We start from the raw sequence: 23,401 nt of genomic DNA on the forward strand, positions 1-23,401 counted from the left end.
GTGTGCGGTTGTGTGAGGAGTGGTGCGGAACCACGGTCAGCAGAGTGTTCCAAGAGGAACGAGTGCCAGGGAAGGGGGGGTGTCGCAGATATGACACATCGGGGTACGTGCGCCGAACTCCCTGGTCGGGGATGTCGTACAGCCGCCCGCGGGGGCATTTCGCGCAAGGGGAAAAAATGGGGCAGGGTAACGATCAGGGCGTGGCCGGGGACGGCGGGACACCGGCGCCCGACGAGAGCGCGGCGGGCACCGCCGAACAGGCCGAGGCCTGGAACGAGGCCTGGAACGGGGACGACGGACAGTTCTGGGTCCAGCACCGGGAAAAGCAGGAGGCGAGGTACCGCCGGCTCACCCCGCGGTTAATGGCGGCGGCCGGGATCCAGGCGGACAGCCGGGTGTTGGACATCGGATGCGGCAGCGGCGGCACGAGCCTGGCGGCGGCGCGGGCCGCAGCCAGGGGATCGGTGCTCGGCGTCGATGTGTCGGCCCCGATGCTGGCCGAGGGCCGGAAGCAGGCCGCGGACTCCGGACTGCCGCAGGTCACCTTCGAGCGAGGGGACGCACAGGTCCATCGCTTCGAGGACGGCGCCTTCGACGTCGCGATCAGCCGCTTCGGGGTGATGTTCTTCGCCGACCCGGAGGCGGCGTTCACAAACATCGCCCGAGCGCTGCGTCCGGGCGGACAGCTGGCGTTCCTGTGCTGGCGGAGCGTGCGGGAAAATGCCTATCTGACCGTGCCGATGGGCGCTATCGCCCCGTATGTCCAGCTGCCGGAGCTTGAGGCGCCGGACGCCCCGGGCCCGTTCTCGCTCGCCGACGCCGACCGGATCAAGAAGCTGCTGGACGGCGCCGGATACGACGAGATCACGATCGGCCCCGTCGACGAGCCGATGTGGATGGGGACCGATCCGGACGACGTGGTGGCCTACCAGCTCGGTATGCCGGGGTCGCGCGCGATGCTCGCCGAGGCAAGTGCGGAAGCGCGGGCCAAGACAGCGACCGCATTGCGGGATGCGCTGGCCGAACACCAGGGCCCCGACGGTGTCACGCTCGGCAGCGCCGCGTGGCTGGTGACGGCTCACCGGCGATGACCGGCTCAGCAGGCCGGATCCGGTGGTAGGCCGGATCCGGTGGTTGCCGGACCCGGTGGGAGGCCGGACCCGGGCGGAGGCCGAACCTGGTGGTGGCCGGACCCCGGTGGTGGCCGGACCCAGTGGTAGCCGGGCCCGGTAGTAGCCGAACCCAGTGGCAAGCCGGGAGGTGGCCACCCCGCTCCTCGCGGACGGGGTGGCCACCGGCTCGCTCAGCCCATCGCCGCCGCCGGCCCGGCGGCCGGGGCCAGCCGGCCCGTGCGGTGCAGTCCGTAGAGGGCGGCACTGCAGGCCAGGCCCAGGGCCGGGAGCGCGACCCAGGGCAGGGCGGGCAGTCCGGCCGACCGGGAGGCGTCCAGTGCGGCGCCGGTGAGCAGATTGCCGAGGGTGATGCCGATACCGCAGATGGTGTTGTAGAGCCCATAGTGGGTCGCGACCAGGCGGTTACCGGACAGCCGGACGATGGTGTCCATCTCGAACGGGTAGGTGATCATCGTGCCGATGGCGAGCAGCAGCGCACAGAGCGCCGGCGGGACGGCCGCGAGGGCCCAGCGGCCGGGGCCCTCGGCGGGCACCGGCAGCGCGCTGGCGGCCAGCAGCGGGACGAAGGCCAGCCCCATGGTCAGCAGGCCCCGGGCGAGGGCGCGGCCCGCTGTCATCCGGGCCTTGCACCAGCGGGTCACCCTGGTCTGGCCCAGGATGGTGCTCAGCCCGGACACCGCGAACAGCCCGGCCACCGCCGCGGTGCCGAACTCCCCCTCGCCGCCCAGTCGCCGTACCTCCAGCGGCAGCGCCAGATAGACCTGGAACGACAGCACATAGGAGCCGATCATGGCTCCGGAGAACAGCAGGAACGGGCGATTGGCCAGCACGCCCCGCCACGGGGACGGCAGGCCCGCCCCCCGGCGGACGTCGTCGGCCGGTGCGTCCTCGTCACCGCGGGCCGGCAGCGCCCGGATCTGCACGATGCTCAGCAGCGCGAAGATCCCGGCCGCAACCAGGCAGGTGACCCGGAAGTTGACGCCGGTGAGCACCATCCCCACCAGCGGCCCGAGCAGGATGCCCGCCTGGTAGAAGACGTTGAACAGCGCAAACGCCTCCAGTCTCCGGTCGCCCGCCGCGGCGGCCAGATAGGCCCGGACCGCCGGGTTGAACAGCGCGCCGGCCAGTCCGGTGGCCGCGGACGCCCCCAGCAGCGCGGGCAGCGAGTCCACCAGCCCGAGCGTCGCGAAACCGAGCGTCCGCAGTACACAGCCGGCCACGATCAGCGGCTTGTAGCCGAACCGGTCGGCCAGCGCGCCACCGACCAGGAACATCCCCTGCTGGCTGAAGTTGCGGACGCCCAGGACCAGCCCGACCAGCCAGCCCGCCAGCCCGAGCGTCCCGGACAGATGCGCGGCCAGATACGGCATCAGCATGTAGAAGCCGAGGTTGATGGTGAACTGATTGACCATCAGCAGCCGGGCGCTGCGCTCATAGGAACGGAACTGGGTGAGCATGCCGGTCACCGGGCCTCCTCCGCACCCTGGGCGGACGCCTCGCCGGACCGCCCCGCCGCGCCGGACCGGCCGAGCGGGTCGGCGACCTGCGCGCACCGGCTCCAGACGGTGACCTCCCGCTCCCCCAGCCGGCTCAGGGTCTGCGGCCCGTCCGCCGGCGGGGCGTCGAGCAGGTGGTGGGCGGCGCAGTACTGGTCGTCGTACACCGTGCTCAGATAGCGCTGCGGTCCGTCGGGGAAGACGGCCGCGATACGGGTGCCGGCCGGCTCGGTCCGGCTCAGCCAGCCGGCGACCAGCGCGACCGCTCCGACGCTCCAGCCGCCGGTGGCGTAGTGCGAGGACGCCAGCGTGCGGCAGGCCCACACCGCTTCGGCGGGGGCGACCCAGTGCACCTCGCTGAACTGGTCGTAGGCGACATTGCGCGGGTAGATGCTCGATCCGAGCCCGCGCATCAGCCGGGGACGGGCGGGCTGGCCGAAGATGGTCGAGCCGATGGTGTCGACGCCGACGAGCCGCAGCTGCGGGTAGAGCTGGCGCAGCACCCGGGACACCCCGGCGGAGTGCCCGCCGGTGCCCACACTGCACACCAGGACATCGATATGGCCCAGCTGGGAGGCGAGTTCGAGAGCCAGCGGCAGATAGGCGGTGGTGTTGTCGGGGTTGTTGTACTGGTCCGGGCACCATGCGCCGGGGTGCGCCGCGAGCAGCCCGCGCACCCGGTCGCGGCGGGCCTGCTGCCAGCCGCCGCTGGGGTGCGGCTCGGGGACGATCTCGACCTGTGCGCCGTACGCGGTCAGCAGCCGGGTCATCGAGGACTCCAGGCCGGGGTCGGTGACCAGGCTGACGGGGTGGCCGTGGACCATCCCGGCGAGCGCCAGGCCGAGGCCGAGGGTGCCGCTGGTGGATTCGATGATCCGGGCACCGGGCTGCAACTCACCGCGGGCGCGGGCACGTTCGACCATGTGGAGTCCCGGACGGTCCTTGATGCCGCCCGGATTGCGGCCTTCGAGCTTGGCCCAGAAGCCGCGGCCGGGCGGGGTGAGCGGCTCGGAGATGTGCAGGACGGGGGTGTTGCCGACCAGGCCGGGGATGCCGGAGGCGTGGGCCGGGCCCGGCACCGGGGAGGCGGGGACAGCGGGAGAGGCGGAGCGGGCCGCCGTGGGGAGGGAGTGCATGATTCGCTCTCGTTCGGTGGGTGGGGATGCAGGGGCGCTCATCTCGCGCCGGCCGGGGTGGCCGGACACGACAGCGGGCTCCTATATCCGGCACCTGCAGAGGGCGGCGAGGGTGGACCGGCCGCTGCGTGCCGGTCTGCGGCGGGCGGCCCCGGTCCCCGCGGCCGGGCGCCGGCCGGCCGCGACATACACGGCCCCCGCGAGGAGGGCGGGCACCGCGGCCCCCTCCGCCCCGGTGGCCGTACGGCCCTGCGGGAGATGGCCGGCCGGGCCGGGCACACAGGCGGAGTCATGGTGCCCGGCGGTCGCCCCGGCGGTCGCCTGGGCGGGCGCGGCGGCCACGGGGGCGGACCGGCCCGACGAGACCGCCGCCGGAACGGCCACATCGTGGTGGCCGTCGGCACCGTCGGCACACGGGAGCACCACGGACAGCAGTCCGGCGACCAGAAGCAGCAGGACGGCCGGCCGGCGGTGGCGTAAGCGGGCGCGCCTCAGTGAGCGGGCAGCGCTCCGGAAGTGGGCAGCGCTCCGGAAGCGGGCGCCACTGCGGCAGCGGGCGCCACCAGGGAAGCGGGCGCCACTACGGATGAGAAAACGGAACGGAATGCACAGCGGGACGCGGAACGGCACGGGGCCTCCGTGAGACCGCCGCCGCGCCGGAGCGGAACACGCACACGGGCAGACGGCATCGGCAGGTGATCGGTCCGGAATCGGCCGGAATCTAGACCTGCTGCACGACGGAGCCCGTTGCGCTGCGCAACGGTGGAAGGGCGGTGCGGGCGCCCGCGGACGCCCCGGACCGGCCCGGTGCCGGCGGATGCCAGGAGGAGCCCGTCGAGGGCGTGGGGCAGGGCAGCGACACGGCGGTGCCCTGTTGGGGCTGGCCCGACACACACAGCTCGTCGGAGTGGTGCCCGGGGTGCTCCGGTTGCTGGGAGTGACCGCTGTGTTCGGGGGCGAGCCAGGCGCCGGAGTCCGCGGTGGCGGATGCCGCGACCGGCACGGCGTTCACCAGATGGCCCTCGGCGCTCTCCGCCCGCGCCCCGTGGGCGACCAGCACACTGATCAGCAACGCGGCCAGCCACAGCACACGAAACGGAACCGCTGAACCGCGGTTCCGCATCCTGCTGTTGACCGACCTGACCGTTGCCATACCGCGATCGTAACCGCGGCGGCCGCCCGTGGCCGGAATCCCCACGCCCGGCGGAACGGATATCAGCCGGTGGGCGAGGCGTGACGGGGTGGGCGAGGCGTGACGGGGTGGGCGTCAGCACCTCGCGCCTTCGTTGACGGGGTGTCAGACCAGCGACACGGCGGACGAGGCCGCCGGGGTGGCCTCGACGGCGGTCCCGGCGGCTTCCCGCACGGGCTCGACGAGCGGCTCGGCGGGTACGGCCGGAGGCACCGCCGGCTGCCCCTTCGCATCCGGCACGCTGCGCAACGGGGTGCGGCTGGTCAGCGGCGCCTTGCGGGCCGCCTCGACCCGGCGGGTGAACCAGATGACCTTGCCGTCCGCGGTGCCGCAGGTGCCCCAACTGTCGCTCAGTGCCGCCACTCTGGAGAGCCCGCCGCCGCCGGCGCTGAGCAGCTTCGGCAGGCGTGGCCCCTGGTCGGCGACGGAGGCCGTGAGGTGACGGCCGGTCCAGCGGAGTTCGACGACGCACGGGGCGTCCGGGCCGATATGGCGATGGACGTTGGTCAGGAGTTCCGCCACTCCCCGGCACACGGGCGGGATATGCAGCTCAAGATCCCAGTACCGCAGGTGCGCGGCCAGGATCCGCCGGATCTGCGGCACACGCTCCGCCGAAGCATGCAGTTCGACCGTGTAGTGCCGGTCGCCGGGAAGTGTCATGTCGTGGCTCCTCACCGCGAGGCTCACGCCCTTCACCTCGTTGGACCAACGAACCCCGAAACACGAAGAGTGAGCATTAATCACGTATGGGTCATTTGTCATGGTGACCCGGCGGGGCGGGTTCCGCAACAGATCTTGACTCAGTGGAGCCCGCCGGCACGGGCCTCCCCCGGCCGGTCCGGAAGCCGCTCCAGGACCTTGTCCGGGGTGAGCGGGAGGTCGCGCAGCCGGACTCCGGTGGCGTGCCGTACGGCGTTGGCGAGGGCCGCCGCGGTGCCGACGATGCCGATCTCCCCGATGCCCTTGCTGCCCATGGGGTTGAGGTGCGGGTCCTCCTCCTCCAGCCAGTGCGCCTCGATCAGCGGGACGTCGGCGCAGGCCGGAACGTGATTAGAGGCCAGATCGCACTCGGCGAAGTCGCCGAACGCGGGGTCCAGACCGCTGCCCTCCATGAGCGCCATCCCCAGGCCCATGGTCATACCGCCGATGAACTGGGAGCGTGCCGTACGGGAGTTGAGGATGCGGCCGGCCGCGTAGACACCCAGCAGCCGCCGCACCCGGACCTCTCCGGTGACGGTGTCGACCTGGACCTCGGCAAAGGTGGCGCCGAAGGAGTGCCGGGCGTACGGGGAGCGCACGGATGTCTCCTGCCGGGTGTCGGCGGCGGCCGTCAGCCCGTCGGCCGGGAGCGGTCCGACGTGGTCCCGCAGCCGGTGCCGCAGCTCCGTACAGGCCTTGTGGACGGCCCAGCCCCAGGACCCGGTGCCGGCGGAACCACCGGCCAGCATCGCGGGCGGCAGATCGCTGCTGCCGATATCGATGCGGATCTGCGCTTCCGGTACGGCCAGCACACCGGCGGCGAGCTGCGCGAGGACGGTGCGGGCGCCGGTGCCGATGTCGGTGGCGTTGATCCGGATGCGGTAGGTGCCGTCGGCGGCGGCGTGCGCCTCGGCGGCGGAGGCGACGATGAGGACGGGGTAGGTGGCGGCGGCGACGCCGGTGCCCAGCAGCAGATCGCCCTGGCGCCGGACCCCTGGCCGGGGGTCCCGGGGCAGCCAGCCGAAGCGCTCCGCGCCCTCCCGCAGACAGCCGACCAGATGCCGGCTGCTGAAGGCGCGGTCGCTGTCCGGCTCGGTGTCCGGCTCATTGCGCATCCGCAGGTCGACGGGGTCGATGTCCAGGAGGACGGCGAGTTCGTCGACGGCCGACTCCAGGGCGTACATCCCCGGGGCCTCGCCCGGTGCGCGCATCCAGGAGGGCGTCGGGACGTCGAGCGGGACCACGCGGTGCACGGTGCGGCTGTTCGGCGAGGTGTACATGACGCGCCCCGGGACCGCGGCCTGCTCGACGAACTCCGTGAGGGTGGAGGTGTGGGTGGCGACCTCGTGGGCGAGCGTGGTGAGGACACCGTCGTCGCCCGCGCCGAGGCGCACCCGCTGGACGGTGGGTGCACGATGGCCGACGACCGCCGGCATCTCCCGGCGCGGCAGGGACAGTTTGACCGGGCGCCCGGTGTGGCGGGCGGCCATCGCGGCCAGTACGACCTGGGGGCGGGGCGTCCCCTTGGAGCCGAAGCCGCCGCCGACATGTTCGGAGACGACGGTGATCTCGCTCCGGTCGAGCCGGAACAGCGCGGCGAGGTCCTCGCAGACCCTGGTGGCGCCCTGGCTGGAGTCGTGGACGGTCAGATGGCCGTCGCTCCACCGGGCGGTGGCGGCGTGCGGCTCCATCGGGTGGTTGTGCAGCGGGGGCACGGTGTAGGTGGCGTCGAGGGTGATGGGCGCGGCGGCGAACGCCCCCTCGAAATCGCCGCGTTCGCGGGTGCCCGGATGGCCGCCGTTGGCGGTCTCCGCGTCGTACAGCCGCGGATGCCCCGCGGTCAGCCGTACGTCGTGCAGGGCGGTTTCGTAGCTGACGCGGACCGCCCTGGCGGCGGCGCGGGCGGCTTCGAGGCTGTCGGCGACGGCGAGGGCGACATACCAGCCGCGGTGCGGCACCCGGTCGTCCTGCAGCACCGCCAGCGTCGGGTCGTCGGTGGCCGCGAGGCGGGGCGCGTTCTCATGTGTCAGCACCGCGTGCACCCCCGGCAGGGCGAGCGCCGCCGCGAGGTCCACGGCGGTGACCCGGCCGCGGGCGACGGCTGCGGGCACCGGCCAGGCGTAGGCGCAGCCCGGCGGGGTGTGTTCGGCCGCGTACCGGGCGGTGCCGGTGACCTTCTCCCGGCCTTCCCTGCGGACGAGCGGAGCGCCCAGGGGGTACGGGAGTGGGCCGAGCGGGAACGGGGCGGGGCTCATGGCGCGCGTCCTTGGATCGGGGGCTGGGGCCGGGGCCGGGTCGGCAGTGGCGTCCTGGTGGGTGCGGTGGGGTGGTGGGTGTAGTGGGTGGTGGGTGTCGTCAGCGGTCGTCGGCCGGGGCGGCCAGCCCGGCCAGCACGGCGACGGCCAGGTTGCGGGCGAGCGTGACCTTGAAGCCGTTGTCGCGCAGCGGCCGGGCGGCGGCGAGTTCGGCGTCGGCGGCGCGGGCGAAGGTGTCCTCGGTGGCGGGCGCGCCGTGCAGCACCTCTTCGGCCGCGCGGGCGCGCCACGGCCGGTGCGCGAGCCCGCCGAACGCGAGGGCCGCCCGCCGTACGGTGCCGTCCCGCACCTCCAGTACGGCAGCCACGGAGACCAGGGCGAACGCGAACGAGGCGCGGTCGCGGGCCTTGCGGTAGCGCGAGCGCGCGCCGGGGCCCGCCGGCGGCAGCTGGACGGCGGTGATCAGTTCGCCGGGCCGGATGACGGTGTCCCGCTCCGGGCTGTCGCCGGGCAGCCGGTGGAACTCGGCCACCGGCACGCTGCGCTCGCCGTCGGGGCCGTGCAGGTGAACCTCGGCGTCGAGGGCGGCCAGCGCCACCGACATGTCCGACGGCTGGGTGGCGACACAGTGAGCGGAGTGGCCCAGTACGGCGAGATCGCGGTGCACCCCCTCGCGGGCCGGGCAGCCGGTGCCGGGGGCGCGCTTGTTACAGGGCTTGGTGATGTCCTGGAAGTACAGGCAACGGGTGCGCTGCAGCAGATTGCCGCCGGTGGTCGCGATGTTCCGCAGCTGCCCCGAGGCACCGGCCAGCAGCGCCTGCGACAGGACCGGGTAGCGGTCGCGGACGGGGACCGCCGCGGCGAGATCGCTGTTGCGGACCGTCGCACCGATCCGCAGTCCGCCGTCCGGCAGCTCAACGATTCGGTCGAGCGGCAGCCGGGTGACGTCGATGAGCAGCCCCGGCGTCTCCACGCCCAGTTTCATCAGGTCGACGAGGTTGGTGCCCCCGCCGAGAAAGCGGGCGCCGGACTGCCCGGCCGCGGCCCGTACGGCCTCCTCGACGCTGGTCGCCCGCAGATACCCGAACGGCTTCATGACGCCGCGTCCCGGACCGCTTCGACGATCCGCGGATAGGCGCCGCAGCGGCACAGATTTCCGCTCATCCGCTCACGGATCTCGTCGTCGGTCAGCTCGACCGGGGCACCGGAGTCCGCGGTGGGCGGGGTGACATGGGACGGGAAGCCGTCCGCCGCCTCGGCCAGCACCCCGACGGCCGAACAGATCTGGCCGGGGGTGCAGTAGCCGCACTGCAGGGCGTCCCGCTCCAGGAAGGCCCGCTGCAGGGGGTGCAGCCGCTCCCCCTCGGCCAGGCCCTCGACCGTGGTGATCTGCCGCCCGTCCTGTGCCACGGCCGGCAGCAGACAGCTGTTGGCGCGCCGCCCGTCGACGAGCACGGTGCACGCGCCGCACTGGCCGTGGTCGCAGCCCTTCTTGGCCCCGGTCAGACCGAGGCGCTCGCGGAGCAGGTCCAGGACCGTGGTCCGGTGGTCCACGGTCAGCGTCTGCGCCACTCCGTTGATGTGCAGCACCAGCGAGGAACGCCGGCTGTCCGCCGACGGCGCACCGCCGGCGTCCGCCGGGTGATGGGTGGACTCCACTCGCTCATGCCTTTCCGATCCGGGCCGCGGGGGCGGCTGCCGTGCGCCGGGCCTTGTCTCGCGCCGTGGTCGTGGTGGCCCCGCCGCTTCAGGAGGGCGTGCCCGCTAGCGGGTCTCCAGCCGTAGCTCGACTTCCTTTTCCTGGTCACCGGCGGCCGTACCGAGGACGTGTACGGCGAACGCGGACTCCAGGCCCTTGCACAGCTGGTCGACCGCCCAGTAGCCGCCCTGGAGGCTGACCAGGACCGGCGCGGTCAGCCGACGGGGCTCGGCCGCGGCCTTGCGGTCACTCACGTCGAAGGTCGAGGTCCACACGGTCGAGCCCGCCCCGGCCACCTCTTCGGGCACATCGTCCGCCGCCCGGTCGGAGCTGAAGGAGGTGCGCAGCGCGCTGAAGACGGCGTGCGCGTCCTGCGTCGCACAGCTCTCCAGCTCCACCATCACCTCGGCCGATACATGTTCCGCGTGTGACGCCTGTTTCGCGCTGTTCACTGTGGGGCCTTTCCGCTGTGGGGCCTTCCTCCGGGGGCTGAACGCTTCCAGGCTCGCCCCGCGGCCCGGTGTGTGCGACCGGAGGCACGAACGAGTGGTTTGAACGGGCGGCAACCGCACGGCACCCGACCGGGATATTACGCTGTGTAGTCAGTGCGAGCGTTCTGTGATCGGAGTTGCCTCACGCCCAGCGCTCGGCCCTCGCAGCAGCCATCGTCGACCTCAGCCAGAGGAGCCCTCGTTGACCAGCGCCACGATCGACCAGAAAGCCACCGGCTACACCGTCCGCCATGCGCTCTGTATGGCACGCGCCTCCGAGCTCGCCTACAAGGACGAGCAGACCATCGAAGCCACGGCCCGGCAATGGGGCTTCGACCGGGTGCGCCATCACCACACCACCTTCCGCCCGCCGTTCCCGCTGGAGGACACCCAGGCGTACACCCTCGGCGGCCACAGCATGATCATCACCAGCTTCCGGGGGACGGAGCCGGTGAAACTGCGTGACTGGCTGTCCGACGCCACCACACCGCCGTGGCCCGGCCCCGGCGGCAGGGGGTATGTCCACTACGGCTTCGGCGAGGCGCTGGAGGCCGTCTGGCCGCAGGTCCGCGCCGCCATCGACGCCTTCCGCGACAACCGCCAGACGGTGTGGTTCACCGGCCACAGCCTCGGCGGGGCGCTGGCGATGCTGGCCGGTGCGCGGCTGCATTTCGAAGAGCCGCATGTGACGGCCAACGGCGTCTACACCTTCGGCCAGCCGCGCACCTGCGACCGGCAGCTGTCCAAGGAGTTCAACACGGCCTTCTCCGACCGCATGTACCGCTTCGTCAACAACAACGACATCGTGCCCCAGCTCCCCCCGGAGCCCGCCTTCCATCATGTCTCCGCGCTGCGCTACATCGACACCCAGGGCGCCATCCACCACACCATGCCGTTGATCAGCGGCCTGGTCGACCGTGCCCAGGGCTTCACCGCCGATGTGCTGGCGCCCGCCTCCGACGGTGTCCGGGACCACTTCATGGACGCGTACATCAACGCATTGGAGAAGAACCAGAACTGACCGTCCGGACCGGCCCGGACCGGACCGGCCCGGCGGGCACCGCGCCGGCCGGGACCGGTCGCCGCTTTGGCCGGAGCGGCCACCGTCCCATCCGGACCGCGCCACCGTCCCATCCGGACCGCGCCACCGTCCCGTCCGGAGCGGGCGCCGTCCCATCCGGAGGGGGCGTTGTGCCGGTCAGACCGGCTGGGTGAGGTTGACCGCGTTGCCGTCCGGGTCCTGGATATGGGCGACCCGCTGGCCCCAGGGCATGTCGTTGGCCGGGCCCAGCACCGTGCCGCCGAGCGACCCGACCCGGTCCAGGAGGGCATCGACGTCCTTGACGGCGATGCTGATCACGATCCGGGTCGGGGTGCCGGTCTCGACGTTCCGGTCCGCCACGATGCCCAGCTCCGAGCCGCCGACCCGCAGCCCGACGAAGAAGGCCGGGCCCTCCTCGGGCACCCGGGTGAACTCCTCGGCGCCGACGAGCGCACCGTAGAAGGCCTGCAGTCGGTCAAGGTCAGGGGTGACGATCAGCGGCTGGACGGCGGCAGGGGTGCGGGCAGCGGGTGAGGTGGCAGACATGACGTCCTCCGGGTGCGTGGCCTGTGTGGTCGGTGAGGTAGACCGCGCCCGCAGTGCCGATTCATCGCTCGGGGCGGGAAGAGTTCGCCGGCCGGGGTGGGAGAAGGCGCAATGATCGGGGCGGGAGCGGGTTCGCCTGTCGGGGTGGGAGATGGGTCACCGGTCGAGAGGGGAGCAGGCTCACCGGCCGGGTGGGAGAGGGATACCGGCCGAGAGGGGAGCAGGCTAACCGGCCGGGACGGGAGAAGGGGCACCGACCCAAAGGGGAGCAGGCTCACCGGCCGGGTCGGGCGGCGGTGAACGTGACCTCGGCGGCCTGGGCGACGATCTCGATCTCGTCGCCCAGGGCCCATTCCGCGGCCCGCGAGGACAGCGCCGCGGGCACCCGCTCGCTGATGCCGGGGGCCGCCGGGATGTCGTAGGTGGCGTGGGCGTCGTGCGGCAGGACGACACGGAAGTCGCGGGCCAGGGCCGTACGCGCGGTCGCGCTGACGCACATCTCGGAGAGCACTCCGCAGAGCGCCAGGGCCTCGACCCCGGCGTCGTCGAGCAGCGCACCGAGCGGGGTGTCCTCGAAGCCGTCGTCCTGGCTCTTGCGGATCACCGATTCGCGGGGCCCGGTCTCCACGGGCAGATGGAGCTCCCAGCCCGGGGTGTGGGGCTCATCGACGGTCCCGGGCTCACCGTCGTTCTGCAGATGGACGACCAGTGCCCCAGCGGCGCGGGCCCGGGTGAGCAGTTCACGGCTCCGGTCGAGCACCCGCGCCGCATCGGGCACCGCCTCGTCCCCCGCGACAAAGGCCGACTGGAGGTCGACGAGCAGCAGAGCCTCGACGGGGCGGAGCGGACTCCCGGCCCCGGCCGGCCGCGCGACCTCGCCATCGGTGGCCGCAGTCGTCGCGGCCGCCACGGCAGCCGCGTCCGTTCCGGTCGTCGCGGCCGTTCCAGTCTTCGCGGCCGTTCCGGTCATCGCGGTCGCCACGGCAGTCGCGGTCGCCCCGGTCGTCGCGGCCGTTTCGATCGTCGCAGTCGTCGCGGCAGTCCTGGTCGCCCCGGTCGCCCTGATCGTCGCGGCAGTCGTCATCGCCGCCGCCGTCGCCGCCGTCGTCACGCCCTCCGTCACCCGCACGTCCTCCCTGCCCCGCACGTCCTCCCTCACCCGCACGTCTTCCCTCACCTTCACGCCCGCCGTCGCCGTCACGCTCTCCATCAGCGTCATGAAGACCATGGTGCGGGCCGGACAGGCCTTTGATCGCGGGCCGCAGCGGAATCCAGCCATGCTCCCGCCCTCCCCGGCGCCCTCCCCGGCCGCCTCGGCCCACCCCTCCCCTGCACACCCCCCTCCCCAGCCACCTCGGCCCGCCCCTCCACTGCACAAGCCCCACTCCCCCTGCGCCTCCCCCACCCCTCCCGCACTCGGTCCCACTGGCCACCGGGCGTGCACGGCCCCGTCGCTGAGCTGTCGAAACGAGCCGGGCGCAGCATCCGGCGCGCTGCGAGGGCTCGCGGCCGAGGGCACACCGGGGCGACGGTGCGCCGATGCGCCGACGGCTGTCTCCGGACACGCCGCCGCTGAGCCGTCCGGCCGCACATGGTTGCCATGGGCATCGACCTGGACGGATCATCCGATACGCACGCCGTACGTGCGTACGGAGGAACGGGACGACCGCACCGGGACGACGCGAGGAGAGGCACCGTGGAGCCAGCCACCGTCAACGGCCACTGCGCACCGGGATTCACCGGCGTACGGGACGCGTTCGAGCGGAACTTCAACGAGCACGGTGACATCGGCGCGGCGGTCACGGTGACCGTGGACGGCGAGGCGGTGGTCGATCTGTGGGGCGGCCACGCGGACGCGGCCGGTACCCGCTCCTGGGAGCGCGACACCCTGGTCAATGTCTACTCGACGTCCAAGGGGATGACCGCACTGTGCGCCCATCTCCTCGTGGACCGGGGCGAGTTGGATCTCGATGCGCCGGTGACCCGGTACTGGCCGGAGTTCGGGCAGGCCGGCAAGCAGGACATACCCGTGCGCTGGCTGCTCAGCCACCGCGCCGGTCTGATCGCGCCCCGTGAGCCGCTGCCCGCAGGGCACGCCTATGACTGGGACCGGGTGTGCGCCGTGCTGGCGGCCACCCCGCCGTGGTGGGAGCCGGGCACCGCGCAGGGCTATCACGCGGTGACCTTCGGATACCTCGTGGGCGAGGTCGTACGGCGGATCACCGGGCAGTCCCTCGGCGCGTTCCTGCGCAGCGAGATCACCGGGCCGCTGGGCGCGCGGGCGTTCATCGGCACCCCTGCCGATGAGCACGCCCGCTGTGCCGACATGGTCGGGCAGCTGGACGAGGCGCGTCTCGCCGAGCAGTTCCCCGGCGTGCCGAAGCCGCCGTTCCGGTCGCTCGCCGATCATCCGCTGGCCATCGTGATGCTGGCGCTGACGTACATCCCCACCGGCGATGTCAACAGTGCCGCTTACCGGTCGGCCGAGATCCCGGCGGGCAATGCCCATGCCGGTGCCCATGGGCTGGCGACGGTGTACGGCGCGCTGGCGAGCGGCACGCTCGTGGGGCCCGGCACCCTGGAGGCGATGCGCCGGTCGCAGAGCCTGCCGGGCGAGCGCGATCTGACGATCGATGCGCTCGCCCCGGCCGGGTACGAACACCGCTGGGGCCTGGGCTACATGCTCAACCACCAGGGCCAGGCGGGACCCAATCCGCGGGCGTTCGGACACGGTGGCGCGGGCGGCTCCTTCGCCTTCGCCGACCCGGAGAACCGGCTGTCGTACGCGTACACCATGAACAAGTACGGCGGTGGCACGACGGGCCAGGATCCGCGCAATGCCGGGCTGGTCAGGGCGGTGTACCAGGCGTTGGCGCAGAGCCGGAGCTGATGCCGGGCCGCGCGGACAGTTCCTAGGAGGTGTCTCCCCCTAAGGCGCGGACGGCAATGCCGTTGCTTTTGAGGTTGTCGGCCGGTTGAGCCGGTGTGCTGATATCCCGTCTGGAGCGGCTGGGGCTAGGAGTCTTGACCCGGTCGTGCCCGCCAGAGCTGGTGGACCGGGTGGTCAAGGAGGCCGGCCGCTCGGAGAAGCGCCGGCGTCTGTTGTCCGCCCGATTCACGGTGTACTTCGTACTGGCGATGTGCTTGTTCCCGCAGGCCGACTACCTGGAGGTTCTGCGCCTGGTGAAGACCGGCGATCCGGGCCTTCGGCCCTGGACCGGGGTGAACAAGTCCTCGTTGACCAGGGCCCGGCAGCGGCTGGGGTGGACCGTGATGCGGGAATTGTTCCGGGCTGTGGCCCGGCCTTTGGGCAGGGAAGACGATCTCTTCCGCGGGCTGCGGGTGCTGGCCCTGGACGGGACGCTGCTGGCCGTGCCGGACTCGGCGGCGAACAACGATGCCTTCGGCAAGTCGGGATCACAGCGCAGTCCGATGGGGTATCCGCAGGCCCGCGTGGTCGCGGTGGCCGAGTGTTCCTCCCACGCCGTGCTCGACGCCGTGGTCGGCGGGTTCAAGGAGTCTGAGCGGATCGTCTCCGACGCCCTGGACGCCCACGTCGGAAGCGGGACGCTGTTGCTGGCTGACCGCGGGCTGTGGGGCCTGGCCCGCTGGCACCGGCTGCGGGACCGGGGCACTCACCTGCTGTGGCGGATCGAGCGGCGCAAAGCCCGGCGAGTCCAGGACGTGCTGTCCGACGGCAGTTACCTGGCCCGGATCGAGGCGAACAAGCACAGCAAGGCGGCCGGAACGGTCAAGGCCCCACCGGCCCTGGTCCGGGTCATCGAGTATCGCGTCGACGGCCAGCCGGACATCGTCCGGCTGATCACCAGCCTGACCGATCCCGAGGAGCACCCGGCCGCCGAGCTCGCCGCGCTCTACGCCCGGCGCTGGGAGATCGAGCTGGTCTTCGACGAGATCAAGACCCACCAGCGCGGTCGGCCGGTCCTCAGATCGCAGACCCCGGACGGGGTGCGGCAGGAGATTTATGCGCATCTGATCGTGCACCATGCCACCCGTGATCTGCTGGACGAAGCCGCCCGACTGCACCGCAGTACGGCAGAGCGGACCTCGTTCACCCGGGCCCTGCATGTCGTCCGCCGCACGGTGATCTCGCCGAGCGGCTTTTCCCCCCTCCGCCCGCAGACGGGACCGGCGCCTCGGGCTCGCCGAGATTGGCCGCAGTCTGTTACCTCGCCGCCGGCCCCGTGACTGCCCCCGCAAGATCCGCTCATGCATCACCGGCTACGCCAGCAAGGCCCCCGGAGAACCCGCCAGCCAGCGTCGTGCCCCAGTCGTCGTCACCCTGAACCACCGATGGCACGACCACTAAAGCAACGGCATTGGCGCGGACGGTTCGGGGGGCGGTGCCGGCCGCGGAGCCACGCGCGGCTCGTCCGCCGCGTCGGTGAGGGCGCGCAGCGCCTCGATGAGCCCGGCGCGCTGGGCGACCGGCAGCCGGGACACGAGCGTGGCGATCTCCGCGTGCCGGTCGGCGAGCACCTGCGCGACCAGGCCGCGGCCCGGGTCCGTCAGGCTCAGCACGACCTCGCGGCGGTTGCCGGGTTTGGCCTGCCGGGTGACGCTGCCGGCCGCCTCCAGCCGGTCGACCATCCGCAGCGCGGTGGAGGGATTGACGCCCAGCGCGTCGGCCAGCGTGGCGAGCTTGACCGGGCCCCGGCCGTCCAGCACCACCAGGGCCCGCAGCTGGGGCAGGGTGAGGGAGGGCGCGGTCCGGCCGAGTGCCCGGGCGGAGACCCCGACCAGCATCCGGGAGGCGGTCAGCACCGCGGCGATCACCTCTTCGACGTCCTGGTCGAGTTCGACGTCATGGTCGAGAGCGTCGCCGGCCCCTGCCGCCCCGGCCGGCCGCGGTACGCGGTGCGCGTCGTGCCCCATGGCGCCTTTATACCCGGTGCGGGCATCGTGCCTGGTGGCGAGCCCGGTAGCGGCGCCTCGGCGGTCCGGAAAACTGCCCCGGCCATCGCCGTTGCCGAGCGCAATAATGGGAGGTGCGGCATGCATCCGGACCTGGCGCGCGCGCCGTGGCCCGGGGAAAGGGCGTGATGATCATGGAACGGGACACCGAGACGGTTCACGAGGCGTATGCGTTCGTCTGTCTGCACTGCGGACACGGCTGGGAAGAGGAGTACGAGATCCGGCACACCACGGATCTGGCCGGCCACCGGCGCGCCGACTACTTCACCCGGGGCGTCCGTGTCGCCTCCCCGCTGACCCGCGCCGACTGCCCCTCCTGCAACCTCGGCCCGATCCGAATCCTGCGCCCCGGCCGGGTGAACTCGACCCGCCCCTACCTCGCCTGACCCCCTTCCCGGACAGACTCCTGAAGCACCGTCACTATCCGGTGTGTGGAGGGGGGTTGAGCAGTCGCGTGAGCATGCCTGGGCGGTCGGCCATGCCCGTCGCCGGGCGGTGGGCAGCAGAGCGCAGGCACCCCCTGGCAGTAGCGCTCGGCCAGCAGGCGGCTCCCCTCCCACCAGGAGAAACCGGCAAGTGTGCGTGAGCGTGGCCGGACAGGCTGCCGCGCCCTCTGGCGGGCCTGATCGCCCGCTGGATACGGTCCTTGCATGTCTGACTCCGCCGAGGTCACGAGCAAACGCAACGCCGAGGTCGTGCGACGCTACCTCCACGTCTTCGAGACACAGCAGGTCGCCGATCTCAAAGAACTCGTTGCTGAGGACGTGCTCGTGCACGGCGCCGGCCGGCACGGCCAGGGGCGGCACCACCCCGAGGGAGCGGCGCTGACTCCTGGCCTGTCCCACTGCCGCGTCCAGGTGGACGACCTCTTCGCGGCGGGTGACCGGGTCACCGTTGCCTTCAAGCTCACCTACACCCACGACCGCAGCGGCCGGGACCTCACCATGACGGGAATCAAGTCCTACCGTCTTCGCGACGGGCGGATCGTCGAGTTCTGGGGCGAGACCGATCTGTACGGCCTCCTCCGCCAAGCCGGACTCGTACCCGAGCAGATCCCGCCCCTCTGACCGGACCACACCAGAGCCGGTCGGCCTGATCCTCCGGCCAGGCAATCGCAGGGCAGGGCGGTTGGTTGGCCTGCCATTCGGGATGGTGGCTATGTCTGCTGACCCGGAGGCGGTCCGGCGACCGCCGGGTCCACATAGGCGGGGCCGGGCAGGCCTTTGCGGCGCATGGCGATCCCGGTCAGCGCCTCGAAGATGGCCCGGCGGGCATTCATCGTCGTGGTGTAACCGGGATCGAGGTGGGGTGCGACCTCGACGACTTCCATGCCCACGACTGGTGTCTCATGGCAGATCCGGCGGACTGCGGGGAGCAGTTCACGGTTCGTCAGGCCGGGCGGCTCCGGTGTGCCGGTGCCGGGTGCGAAGGCCGGGTCCAGCACGTCGATGTCCAGCGACAGGAACAGATACTCCGGCCCGTCCAGCGCCTCGTCGATGGCCTGTTGGAGGACCACGTCGAATCCGCGCCGGTCGATCTCAGCCATGAAGTGCGCGCGCAGTCCGTGCTCGCGCATCCAGTCGAACAGGGCGTCGTCGGGCGTGATCGCGCTGCGCAGACCGATCTGGATGAAGTTGCGCCCGGGGACGTGCTCGTCCTCGATCAACCGGCGGATCGGTGTGGCGTGCGAGGCGAGATGACCGAACAGGTCGTGGGAGCAGTCCGGATGCGCATCGAAGTGGATCACCCCGACCTTGCCGGCTCCATACACATCGGCCACCGCTGCGGCGTCCGGCCACAGGATCGAGTGGTCCCCGCCGAGCACGATCGGGATCGCGCCCGTTTCCGCGACCTCACGGACCAACGTGCGGATCGGTTCCATGGAGTTGTCGATGCTGAACGGGTCCACCGCGGCATCGCCGTAGTCGACCACCGTCAGCTCCTCGAAGGGCTTGATACGGGTGCTGGGATTGACGAGCATCTGCGGGGTGTTGGGCAGGATCCGCTCGTCGGCCCGGATCGCACGCGGCCCGTAGGCCGCCCCCCGGTGCCCGGTGGACATGTCCACCGGCGCGCCAAGGACTGCCACATCGACGTGGCCCGCACGGAGGTCGTCGGGGTTGAGGCACAGCGGCAGACCGAAGAATGTGGCGATCCCGGCGTAGGCCGGTACGAACGCGTTCCGCTGCAGGTTGATCGGTCCGGGCTCGCGCCTGGGGTCGGGCGTACGGTCGACTCCCCATTTCCAGGCATCCGGGGGTACACCTTCCACAAGCGGCTCCTTTCGGTCCCGTCCGGACAGCCGCCTGGTACGGATGGCGCCCGGCCCGCCACACAGCCGTCACTCAACCCGACCTGCGGTGCTTCGCCGGGCACCGCGTCGGGACAGGCCGCAACAGTCAGTCGTTCGGGCTGGTCGGCGGGGAGGGCGGCCCACTCTTCGGTGGGGGGACCGCCGGTGGCCGACGAGTTCGGCGGTGCGGGCGGGGAGGGCGTGCGGGCCACTGTCGGGCGGGCGAGGACGGCGTGCGGCCACTGCGGTGTGGGTGAGGAAGGCGAGGAAGCCACTGCGATTCGGTAACAGCGCGCATTCGAGGTATTTCGGTACGGCATATGTTGCATATGCTCAGGTCGGGGGCCAGGGGGCCGCTTTCGGACACTCCGACGGCCGACGGTCCTCTTGACCGATCCCTTCACCTGACACCGTCGGAGAACACCTTGGCCGTGGAGAACGAGGAGCAGCGCACCGGCTCCCGTGTGCTGGCCGTGCTCCCGTACGCGGTCATGGCCGTGGTCACCACGGTCGATCTCACCGCGGGTCCGGGGGTCGGGTTCCTGCCCCTGGTGTCGCTGGGGCCGGCGTTCGCGGGGCTGGTCGGCGGCTGGCGGCGGACGGCCGTGGTCGGACTGGCGGCGTCCATGCTCTGCGTCGGCCTGGGCTTCTACGACGGGCTGTTCGACAGCCGGCGCGGGCTGACCGCCCTGCTGTCGGTGGCCGGGGTGACCGCGGCCGGGGTGGTCGCCGCGGTGATGCGGCAGCGGCGGGAGGCGGAGCTGGCCAGTGTCCGCTCGATCGCCGAGGTCGCCCAGCGGGTGCTGCTGCGCCCGGTGCCACGCGGTGCGGGCCGGCTGCGGATCGCCGTCTCGTACACCTCGGCGGTGGCCGAGGCCCGGATAGGCGGTGATCTGTACGAGGTGGTGACCTCGCCCGCCGGGGTGCGGATCATCGTCGGCGATGTGCAGGGCAAGGGCCTGGAGGCCGTGGAGAGCGCGGCGGTGGTGCTGGGTGCGTTCCGGGAGGCGGCGCACGACGAACCGGATCTGCCGGCCGTCGGCGAGCGGGTCGAGCGGGCGCTGAACCGCCATCTGTCGGGCGAACGGTTCGTCACGGCGGTGCTCGCCGAGATCGGTGACGGTCCGCATGCCACCCTGCTCAACTTCGGCCATCCGGCGCCGCTGGTGGTGCGCCCCGACGGCACGGTCGGCTTCGCCGCACCGCCCGACCGCGCCCTGCCGCTCGGCCTCACCCTGCACGGCACCGCGGCCCCGGTCCCCCACCAGGTGCCGTTCACACCCGGCGACCAGCTGCTCTTCTACACCGACGGCGTCACCGAGGCCCGCGACGCGGCGGACCGCTTCTACCCCCTCGACGAACGCGCCGCGCTGCTCAAGGACCCCGACCCGGAGGCCGCGCTGCGCTCGGTGCGCGAGGACCTGGTCGAGCATGTCGAGGGGCCGCTGCACGATGACGCGGCGATGCTGCTGGTCCGCTATCGGCAGAGCCGCTGAACGGGTCTCACGTCAGCGGCGGCCCGTGCAGTCCTCCGTCGGCTCGGCGGCGGCGTGCGGCGAACCGGCGCTCCGGTCGACGGGGCGAACTGCAGGCGTGGCGGGGGTGCGTCACTGTGCCGGTCCTTCCGCGGGGTGCGGTGTCGGTGTACCGAGGCCGGGGGCCGCCGCCACGGGGCCGTCGTCCGGGTGTGCGGCGAGGTGGCGGAGGAGGGCGGCCAGCACCGGGGCGGGGCGTTCCACGTTGGCGAGATGGGCAGCGCCGGACAGTTCGAGCAGGTCGGCGTCCGCAATGCCGGCGGCGAGTTCGCGGGCGTGAGCGGGCGGGGTGGCCGGGTCGGCGAGGCCCGCGACGACGAGCGTGGGGGCGGTGATCCGGGCCAGGCCGGCGCGCAGATCGAAGGCGGCGAGGGCGTCGCAGCAGGCCGCATAGCCCGCGGGCGCCACCGAACGGCGCAGCGCCTCGATGAGCGCCGCGGCCTGCGGGGAGCCGGCGAAGGCCGGGGTGAACCAGCGGCTCACGGCGGCCTCGGCGATCGGGCCGATGCCCGCTTCCCGTACCAGCGCGGCCCGGTCCTGCCAGCCCGCCGGCTCGCCGAACCGTGCGGAGGAGCAGATCAGGGCGAGCGAGGCGATCCGCTCGGGGTGGTGGGCGGCGAGCCAGGACCCGACGGCGCCGCCGAGCGAGATCCCGGCGTAGGCGAACCGGTCGACACCGAGGGAGTCGGCGAGGGCGAGAACCAGCCGGGCCAGGCCGGGAACGGTGGTGGTGGGGGTGGGCCCGGCATCCAGTACCCCGGTGGGGGTGCCGCCATGGCCGGGGAGGTCCCAGCGGATGACGCGGTGGTGCTGTGCCAGGGAGGGGAGTTGGGGTTCCCAGACGGCGAGCGAGGCGCCGAGCGAGGGGCCCAGGAGGAGCGGCGGGGCGTCTTCGGGACCGTCCACGATGTAGTGCGGGAGCGGGATCGCGGGCGGGTGGGCCATGGGGACTCCTGTGGGTGGTGCTCGGTGCGTTTTTCCAGTGCGCGGTCCACGAGGGCGCCGGCGGAGTCCAAGTATCCGGTGGGGGGAGAGGAGTTGATGTCAGGCCCCACAGCTGGACGTTGCCGGCCTGGTCGGCCTGCTGCGCGTGGACGACCGTGACATCCGGAGGGAGAGGGAGAGCTATTCAGAGCCGTTCGCATAATGAACTTAAGTTCATTATGCTGCCCTCTTGAGTTTGGCCCGGCCCCCGGCCCTTGTCAACGGTCCGCCGGGTACGGTTCCGACGAGATCGACGCACCAGGGAGAGGCCATGACCCACCCCGCCGCCACCGCCCCGTCAGCGCCTCCGCCGCCACCGGAGGCGGTGGGTCCGCTGATGCGCAGCCTGTCCGTGCTGCGGGAGCTGGCGACCGGTGGCGGCCGGCGGTCCGTCGGCGATCTGGTGCGTGGCACCGGCCTCGCCCGCTCGACCGTGGACCGGGTGCTGAGCACCCTCGCGCGGCTCGGCTACGTACGGACCGAGGGCCGGGACGCGGTGCTCGCCCCGCGCCTGCTGGAGCTCGGCAACGCCTACCTCGCCGCCTCCGAACTCCCCGACCGGCTGGGCCCGCTCGCCGACCGGCTGGCCGATGAGCTGGACGAGTCGGTCTCGCTGGCGGTGCCGGACGGCGACGGGGTGCGCTTCGTCCACCAGGCGACCCGCCGCCGCGCCATGTCACTGGCCTTCCGCATCGGCGATCTGCTGCCGGCCGAGCGGGGCGCGCCGGGCGCGCTGTTCGCGGACCGGTGGGAGGAGGCGGACTGGCAGCGCTGGCGGGCGCGCCGGGCGGCCGACCCGGCGGACGCGGGCTTCCCGGCCGTACCGCCGCGGCGCGCCGAGGACACCTCGGCGGACGACTTCGCCTCCCGAGTGGCCGCCGCACGCACCGCCGGATGGTCGCTGGACGACCAGCTCCTCGAACCGGGGCTGGTGGCCGTGGCGATGCCCGTCCGGGACGCCGCCGGCCGCCCGGTCTGTGCGCTCAGCGTCGTCAGCCACACCAGCCGGCTGAGCGCGGACGCGCTGCCCGACGCGGTCCTGCCCCGCCTGCGCGAGACGGTCGCCGCCATGGAGGGCGCCCTGCGCGCGCCCCAGGCCGGCCCGCCCGCCGGCCCCGCCGCCGAAACGGCCGCGGGCCCGTCCCACGCCGGCTGGATGCGCGCGTCCAAGCGGGAACTGGGCCCGGAATTCGTCGAATCGATGGCCCGCGGGCTGATCACCCTCACCGCCTTCGGCGCCGGCCGCGCCGCACTCCCGCTCACCACCGTGGCGGAGGCCACCGGCCTGGCCCGCGCCACCGCCCGCCGGGCCCTGATCACCCTGGAGCACCTCGGCTACATCGCCACCGACGGCAAGCTCTTCCGCCCCACACCCAAGGTGCTGGAGCTGGGCTTCGCCCATCTCTCGGGCCTCACCCTGCCCGACATCGCCCAGCCCCACCTCGCCGCACTGGTCGAGCGGGTGCACGACTCCGCCTCGATGGCGGTCCTCTCCGGGGACGACATCCAGTACGTCGCCCGGGTCCCCACCGTGCGCATCATGAGCGTCAACATCACGCTGGGCACCCGTTTTCCGGCGTATGCGACCTCCATGGGCCGCGTGCTGCTCGCCGGTCTGCCCCCGGCCGAGCGCTCCGCGCGACTGGCCCAGGCGCGCCCGGAACCGCTCACCCGCCACACCGTGACCGACCCGGAACGGCTCCTCGCCCTCCTGGACGAGGTCCGCTCCACCGGTTACGCCCTGGTCGACGAGGAACTGGAAGAGGGCCTCCGCTCCCTCGCCGTCCCCGTCCACGACCGCACCGGCCGGGTCGTCGCCGCCGTCAACGTCTCCACCCACGCGGCCCGTTGCACCCCCGGCGAGGCCCGCGAGGCGCTCCTCCCCGCGCTGCGCACCGCCGCCGCCGGCATCGAGGCCGACCTGAGTGTGGCGGGGCGGTACGCACGGATTCCGGTGCGGTGACC

The 23,401-nt window shown here is 72.7% G+C and carries 22 protein-coding genes; 8 read left to right on the forward strand and 14 right to left on the reverse strand.

Annotated features, from left to right (window positions below; translation table 11 throughout):
• Positions 1-176 precede the first annotated feature (176 nt).
• Complete coding sequence (locus tag AB0C46_RS10275; RefSeq protein WP_362827268.1) at positions 177-1,091, forward strand: class I SAM-dependent methyltransferase; 915 nt, start codon at positions 177-179, stop codon at positions 1,089-1,091.
• Positions 1,092-1,303: 212 nt separating this feature from the next.
• Here the strand turns inward: AB0C46_RS10275 and AB0C46_RS10280 are convergent, their stop codons facing one another.
• The 9 genes from AB0C46_RS10280 to AB0C46_RS10320 form a co-directional block, all read right to left on the reverse strand.
• Complete coding sequence (locus AB0C46_RS10280; RefSeq protein WP_362827269.1) at positions 1,304-2,599, reverse strand: MFS transporter; 1,296 nt, start codon at positions 2,597-2,599, stop codon at positions 1,304-1,306.
• A complete protein-coding gene (locus tag AB0C46_RS10285) occupies positions 2,596-3,765 on the reverse strand; it encodes a PLP-dependent cysteine synthase family protein (RefSeq protein WP_362827270.1) in 1,170 nt (389 codons plus the stop codon). Before AB0C46_RS10285 ends, AB0C46_RS10280 begins: the two co-directional genes overlap by 4 nt.
• Positions 3,766-3,846: 81 nt before the next feature.
• Positions 3,847-4,395, reverse strand: coding sequence for a hypothetical protein (locus AB0C46_RS10290; RefSeq protein WP_362827271.1), 549 nt, complete (start codon positions 4,393-4,395; stop codon positions 3,847-3,849).
• Between the two features lie 91 nt (positions 4,396-4,486).
• Positions 4,487-4,918, reverse strand: coding sequence for a hypothetical protein (locus AB0C46_RS10295; RefSeq protein WP_362827272.1), 432 nt, complete (start codon positions 4,916-4,918; stop codon positions 4,487-4,489).
• A gap of 144 nt (positions 4,919-5,062) precedes the next feature.
• The gene (locus tag AB0C46_RS10300; protein WP_362827273.1) at positions 5,063-5,617 is read right to left on the reverse strand and encodes an ATP-binding protein; all 555 of its coding nucleotides are present in this window, start codon (positions 5,615-5,617) and stop codon (positions 5,063-5,065) included.
• A gap of 140 nt (positions 5,618-5,757) precedes the next feature.
• Positions 5,758-7,911 (reverse strand): xanthine dehydrogenase family protein molybdopterin-binding subunit, encoded by a 2,154-nt coding sequence (locus AB0C46_RS10305; RefSeq protein WP_362827274.1) that lies wholly within the window; start codon positions 7,909-7,911, stop codon positions 5,758-5,760.
• A gap of 100 nt (positions 7,912-8,011) precedes the next feature.
• Entirely contained in the window at positions 8,012-9,007 is a 996-nt protein-coding gene (locus AB0C46_RS10310; RefSeq protein WP_362827275.1) for a xanthine dehydrogenase family protein subunit M, read from the reverse strand.
• Positions 9,004-9,570, reverse strand: a complete 567-nt coding sequence (locus AB0C46_RS10315; protein ID WP_362827277.1) for a 2Fe-2S iron-sulfur cluster-binding protein — start codon at positions 9,568-9,570, stop codon at positions 9,004-9,006. The genes AB0C46_RS10310 and AB0C46_RS10315 overlap by 4 nt, the downstream gene beginning before the upstream one ends.
• Before the next feature lie 105 nt (positions 9,571-9,675).
• The gene (locus tag AB0C46_RS10320; protein ID WP_362827279.1) at positions 9,676-10,062 is read right to left on the reverse strand and encodes a hypothetical protein; all 387 of its coding nucleotides are present in this window, start codon (positions 10,060-10,062) and stop codon (positions 9,676-9,678) included.
• Positions 10,063-10,303: 241 nt separating this feature from the next.
• Between AB0C46_RS10320 and AB0C46_RS10325 the strand changes: the two genes are divergently transcribed.
• Positions 10,304-11,122 carry a lipase family protein gene (locus AB0C46_RS10325; protein ID WP_362827281.1) on the forward strand — a complete coding sequence of 273 codons (819 nt, stop codon included), beginning with the start codon at positions 10,304-10,306 and terminating at the stop codon, positions 11,120-11,122.
• Between the two features lie 177 nt (positions 11,123-11,299).
• On the opposite strand, the gene AB0C46_RS10330 is transcribed toward AB0C46_RS10325, so the two are convergent.
• Both AB0C46_RS10330 and AB0C46_RS10335 read right to left on the reverse strand, forming a co-directional pair.
• Entirely contained in the window at positions 11,300-11,689 is a 390-nt protein-coding gene (locus AB0C46_RS10330; protein ID WP_362827282.1) for a VOC family protein, read from the reverse strand.
• A gap of 274 nt (positions 11,690-11,963) precedes the next feature.
• Positions 11,964-12,659, reverse strand: coding sequence for an isochorismatase family protein (locus AB0C46_RS10335; protein ID WP_362827446.1), 696 nt, complete (start codon positions 12,657-12,659; stop codon positions 11,964-11,966).
• A gap of 726 nt (positions 12,660-13,385) precedes the next feature.
• On the opposite strand from AB0C46_RS10335, the gene AB0C46_RS10340 reads away from it, so the two are divergent.
• Complete coding sequence (locus AB0C46_RS10340) at positions 13,386-14,579, forward strand: serine hydrolase domain-containing protein (protein ID WP_362827284.1); 1,194 nt, start codon at positions 13,386-13,388, stop codon at positions 14,577-14,579.
• 134 nt (positions 14,580-14,713) lie between these two features.
• On the forward strand, positions 14,714-15,898 hold the full coding sequence (locus tag AB0C46_RS10345) for an IS4 family transposase (RefSeq protein ID WP_362827285.1): 1,185 nt from the start codon (positions 14,714-14,716) through the stop codon (positions 15,896-15,898).
• A 117-nt stretch (positions 15,899-16,015) separates the two neighbouring features.
• Here AB0C46_RS10345 and AB0C46_RS10350 read toward each other — a convergent pair whose 3' ends face one another.
• Positions 16,016-16,585 (reverse strand): MarR family transcriptional regulator, encoded by a 570-nt coding sequence (locus AB0C46_RS10350; protein WP_362827286.1) that lies wholly within the window; start codon positions 16,583-16,585, stop codon positions 16,016-16,018.
• A gap of 167 nt (positions 16,586-16,752) precedes the next feature.
• On the opposite strand from AB0C46_RS10350, the gene AB0C46_RS10355 reads away from it, so the two are divergent.
• On the forward strand, positions 16,753-17,010 hold the full coding sequence (locus AB0C46_RS10355; protein ID WP_362827288.1) for a hypothetical protein: 258 nt from the start codon (positions 16,753-16,755) through the stop codon (positions 17,008-17,010).
• Positions 17,011-17,274: 264 nt separating this feature from the next.
• The gene (locus AB0C46_RS10360; protein WP_362827290.1) at positions 17,275-17,691 is read left to right on the forward strand and encodes an ester cyclase; all 417 of its coding nucleotides are present in this window, start codon (positions 17,275-17,277) and stop codon (positions 17,689-17,691) included.
• 89 nt (positions 17,692-17,780) lie between these two features.
• On the opposite strand, the gene AB0C46_RS10365 is transcribed toward AB0C46_RS10360, so the two are convergent.
• Positions 17,781-18,896 (reverse strand): agmatinase family protein, encoded by a 1,116-nt coding sequence (locus AB0C46_RS10365; protein WP_362827292.1) that lies wholly within the window; start codon positions 18,894-18,896, stop codon positions 17,781-17,783.
• Positions 18,897-19,408: 512 nt separating this feature from the next.
• Here AB0C46_RS10365 and AB0C46_RS10370 point away from each other — a divergent pair.
• Positions 19,409-20,413, forward strand: a complete 1,005-nt coding sequence (locus tag AB0C46_RS10370) for a PP2C family protein-serine/threonine phosphatase (protein WP_362827448.1) — start codon at positions 19,409-19,411, stop codon at positions 20,411-20,413.
• 111 nt (positions 20,414-20,524) lie between these two features.
• Here AB0C46_RS10370 and pcaD read toward each other — a convergent pair whose 3' ends face one another.
• Entirely contained in the window at positions 20,525-21,397 is an 873-nt protein-coding gene (gene pcaD / locus AB0C46_RS10375) for a 3-oxoadipate enol-lactonase (protein WP_362827293.1), read from the reverse strand.
• Between the two features lie 310 nt (positions 21,398-21,707).
• On the opposite strand from pcaD, the gene AB0C46_RS10380 reads away from it, so the two are divergent.
• Positions 21,708-23,399, forward strand: a complete 1,692-nt coding sequence (locus AB0C46_RS10380; protein WP_362827294.1) for an IclR family transcriptional regulator C-terminal domain-containing protein — start codon at positions 21,708-21,710, stop codon at positions 23,397-23,399.
• The last annotated feature ends 2 nt before the right edge of the window (positions 23,400-23,401 follow it).

The organism is Streptomyces sp. NPDC048637 (assembly GCF_040650675.1).
GTDB lineage: Bacteria > Actinomycetota > Actinomycetes > Streptomycetales > Streptomycetaceae > Streptomyces.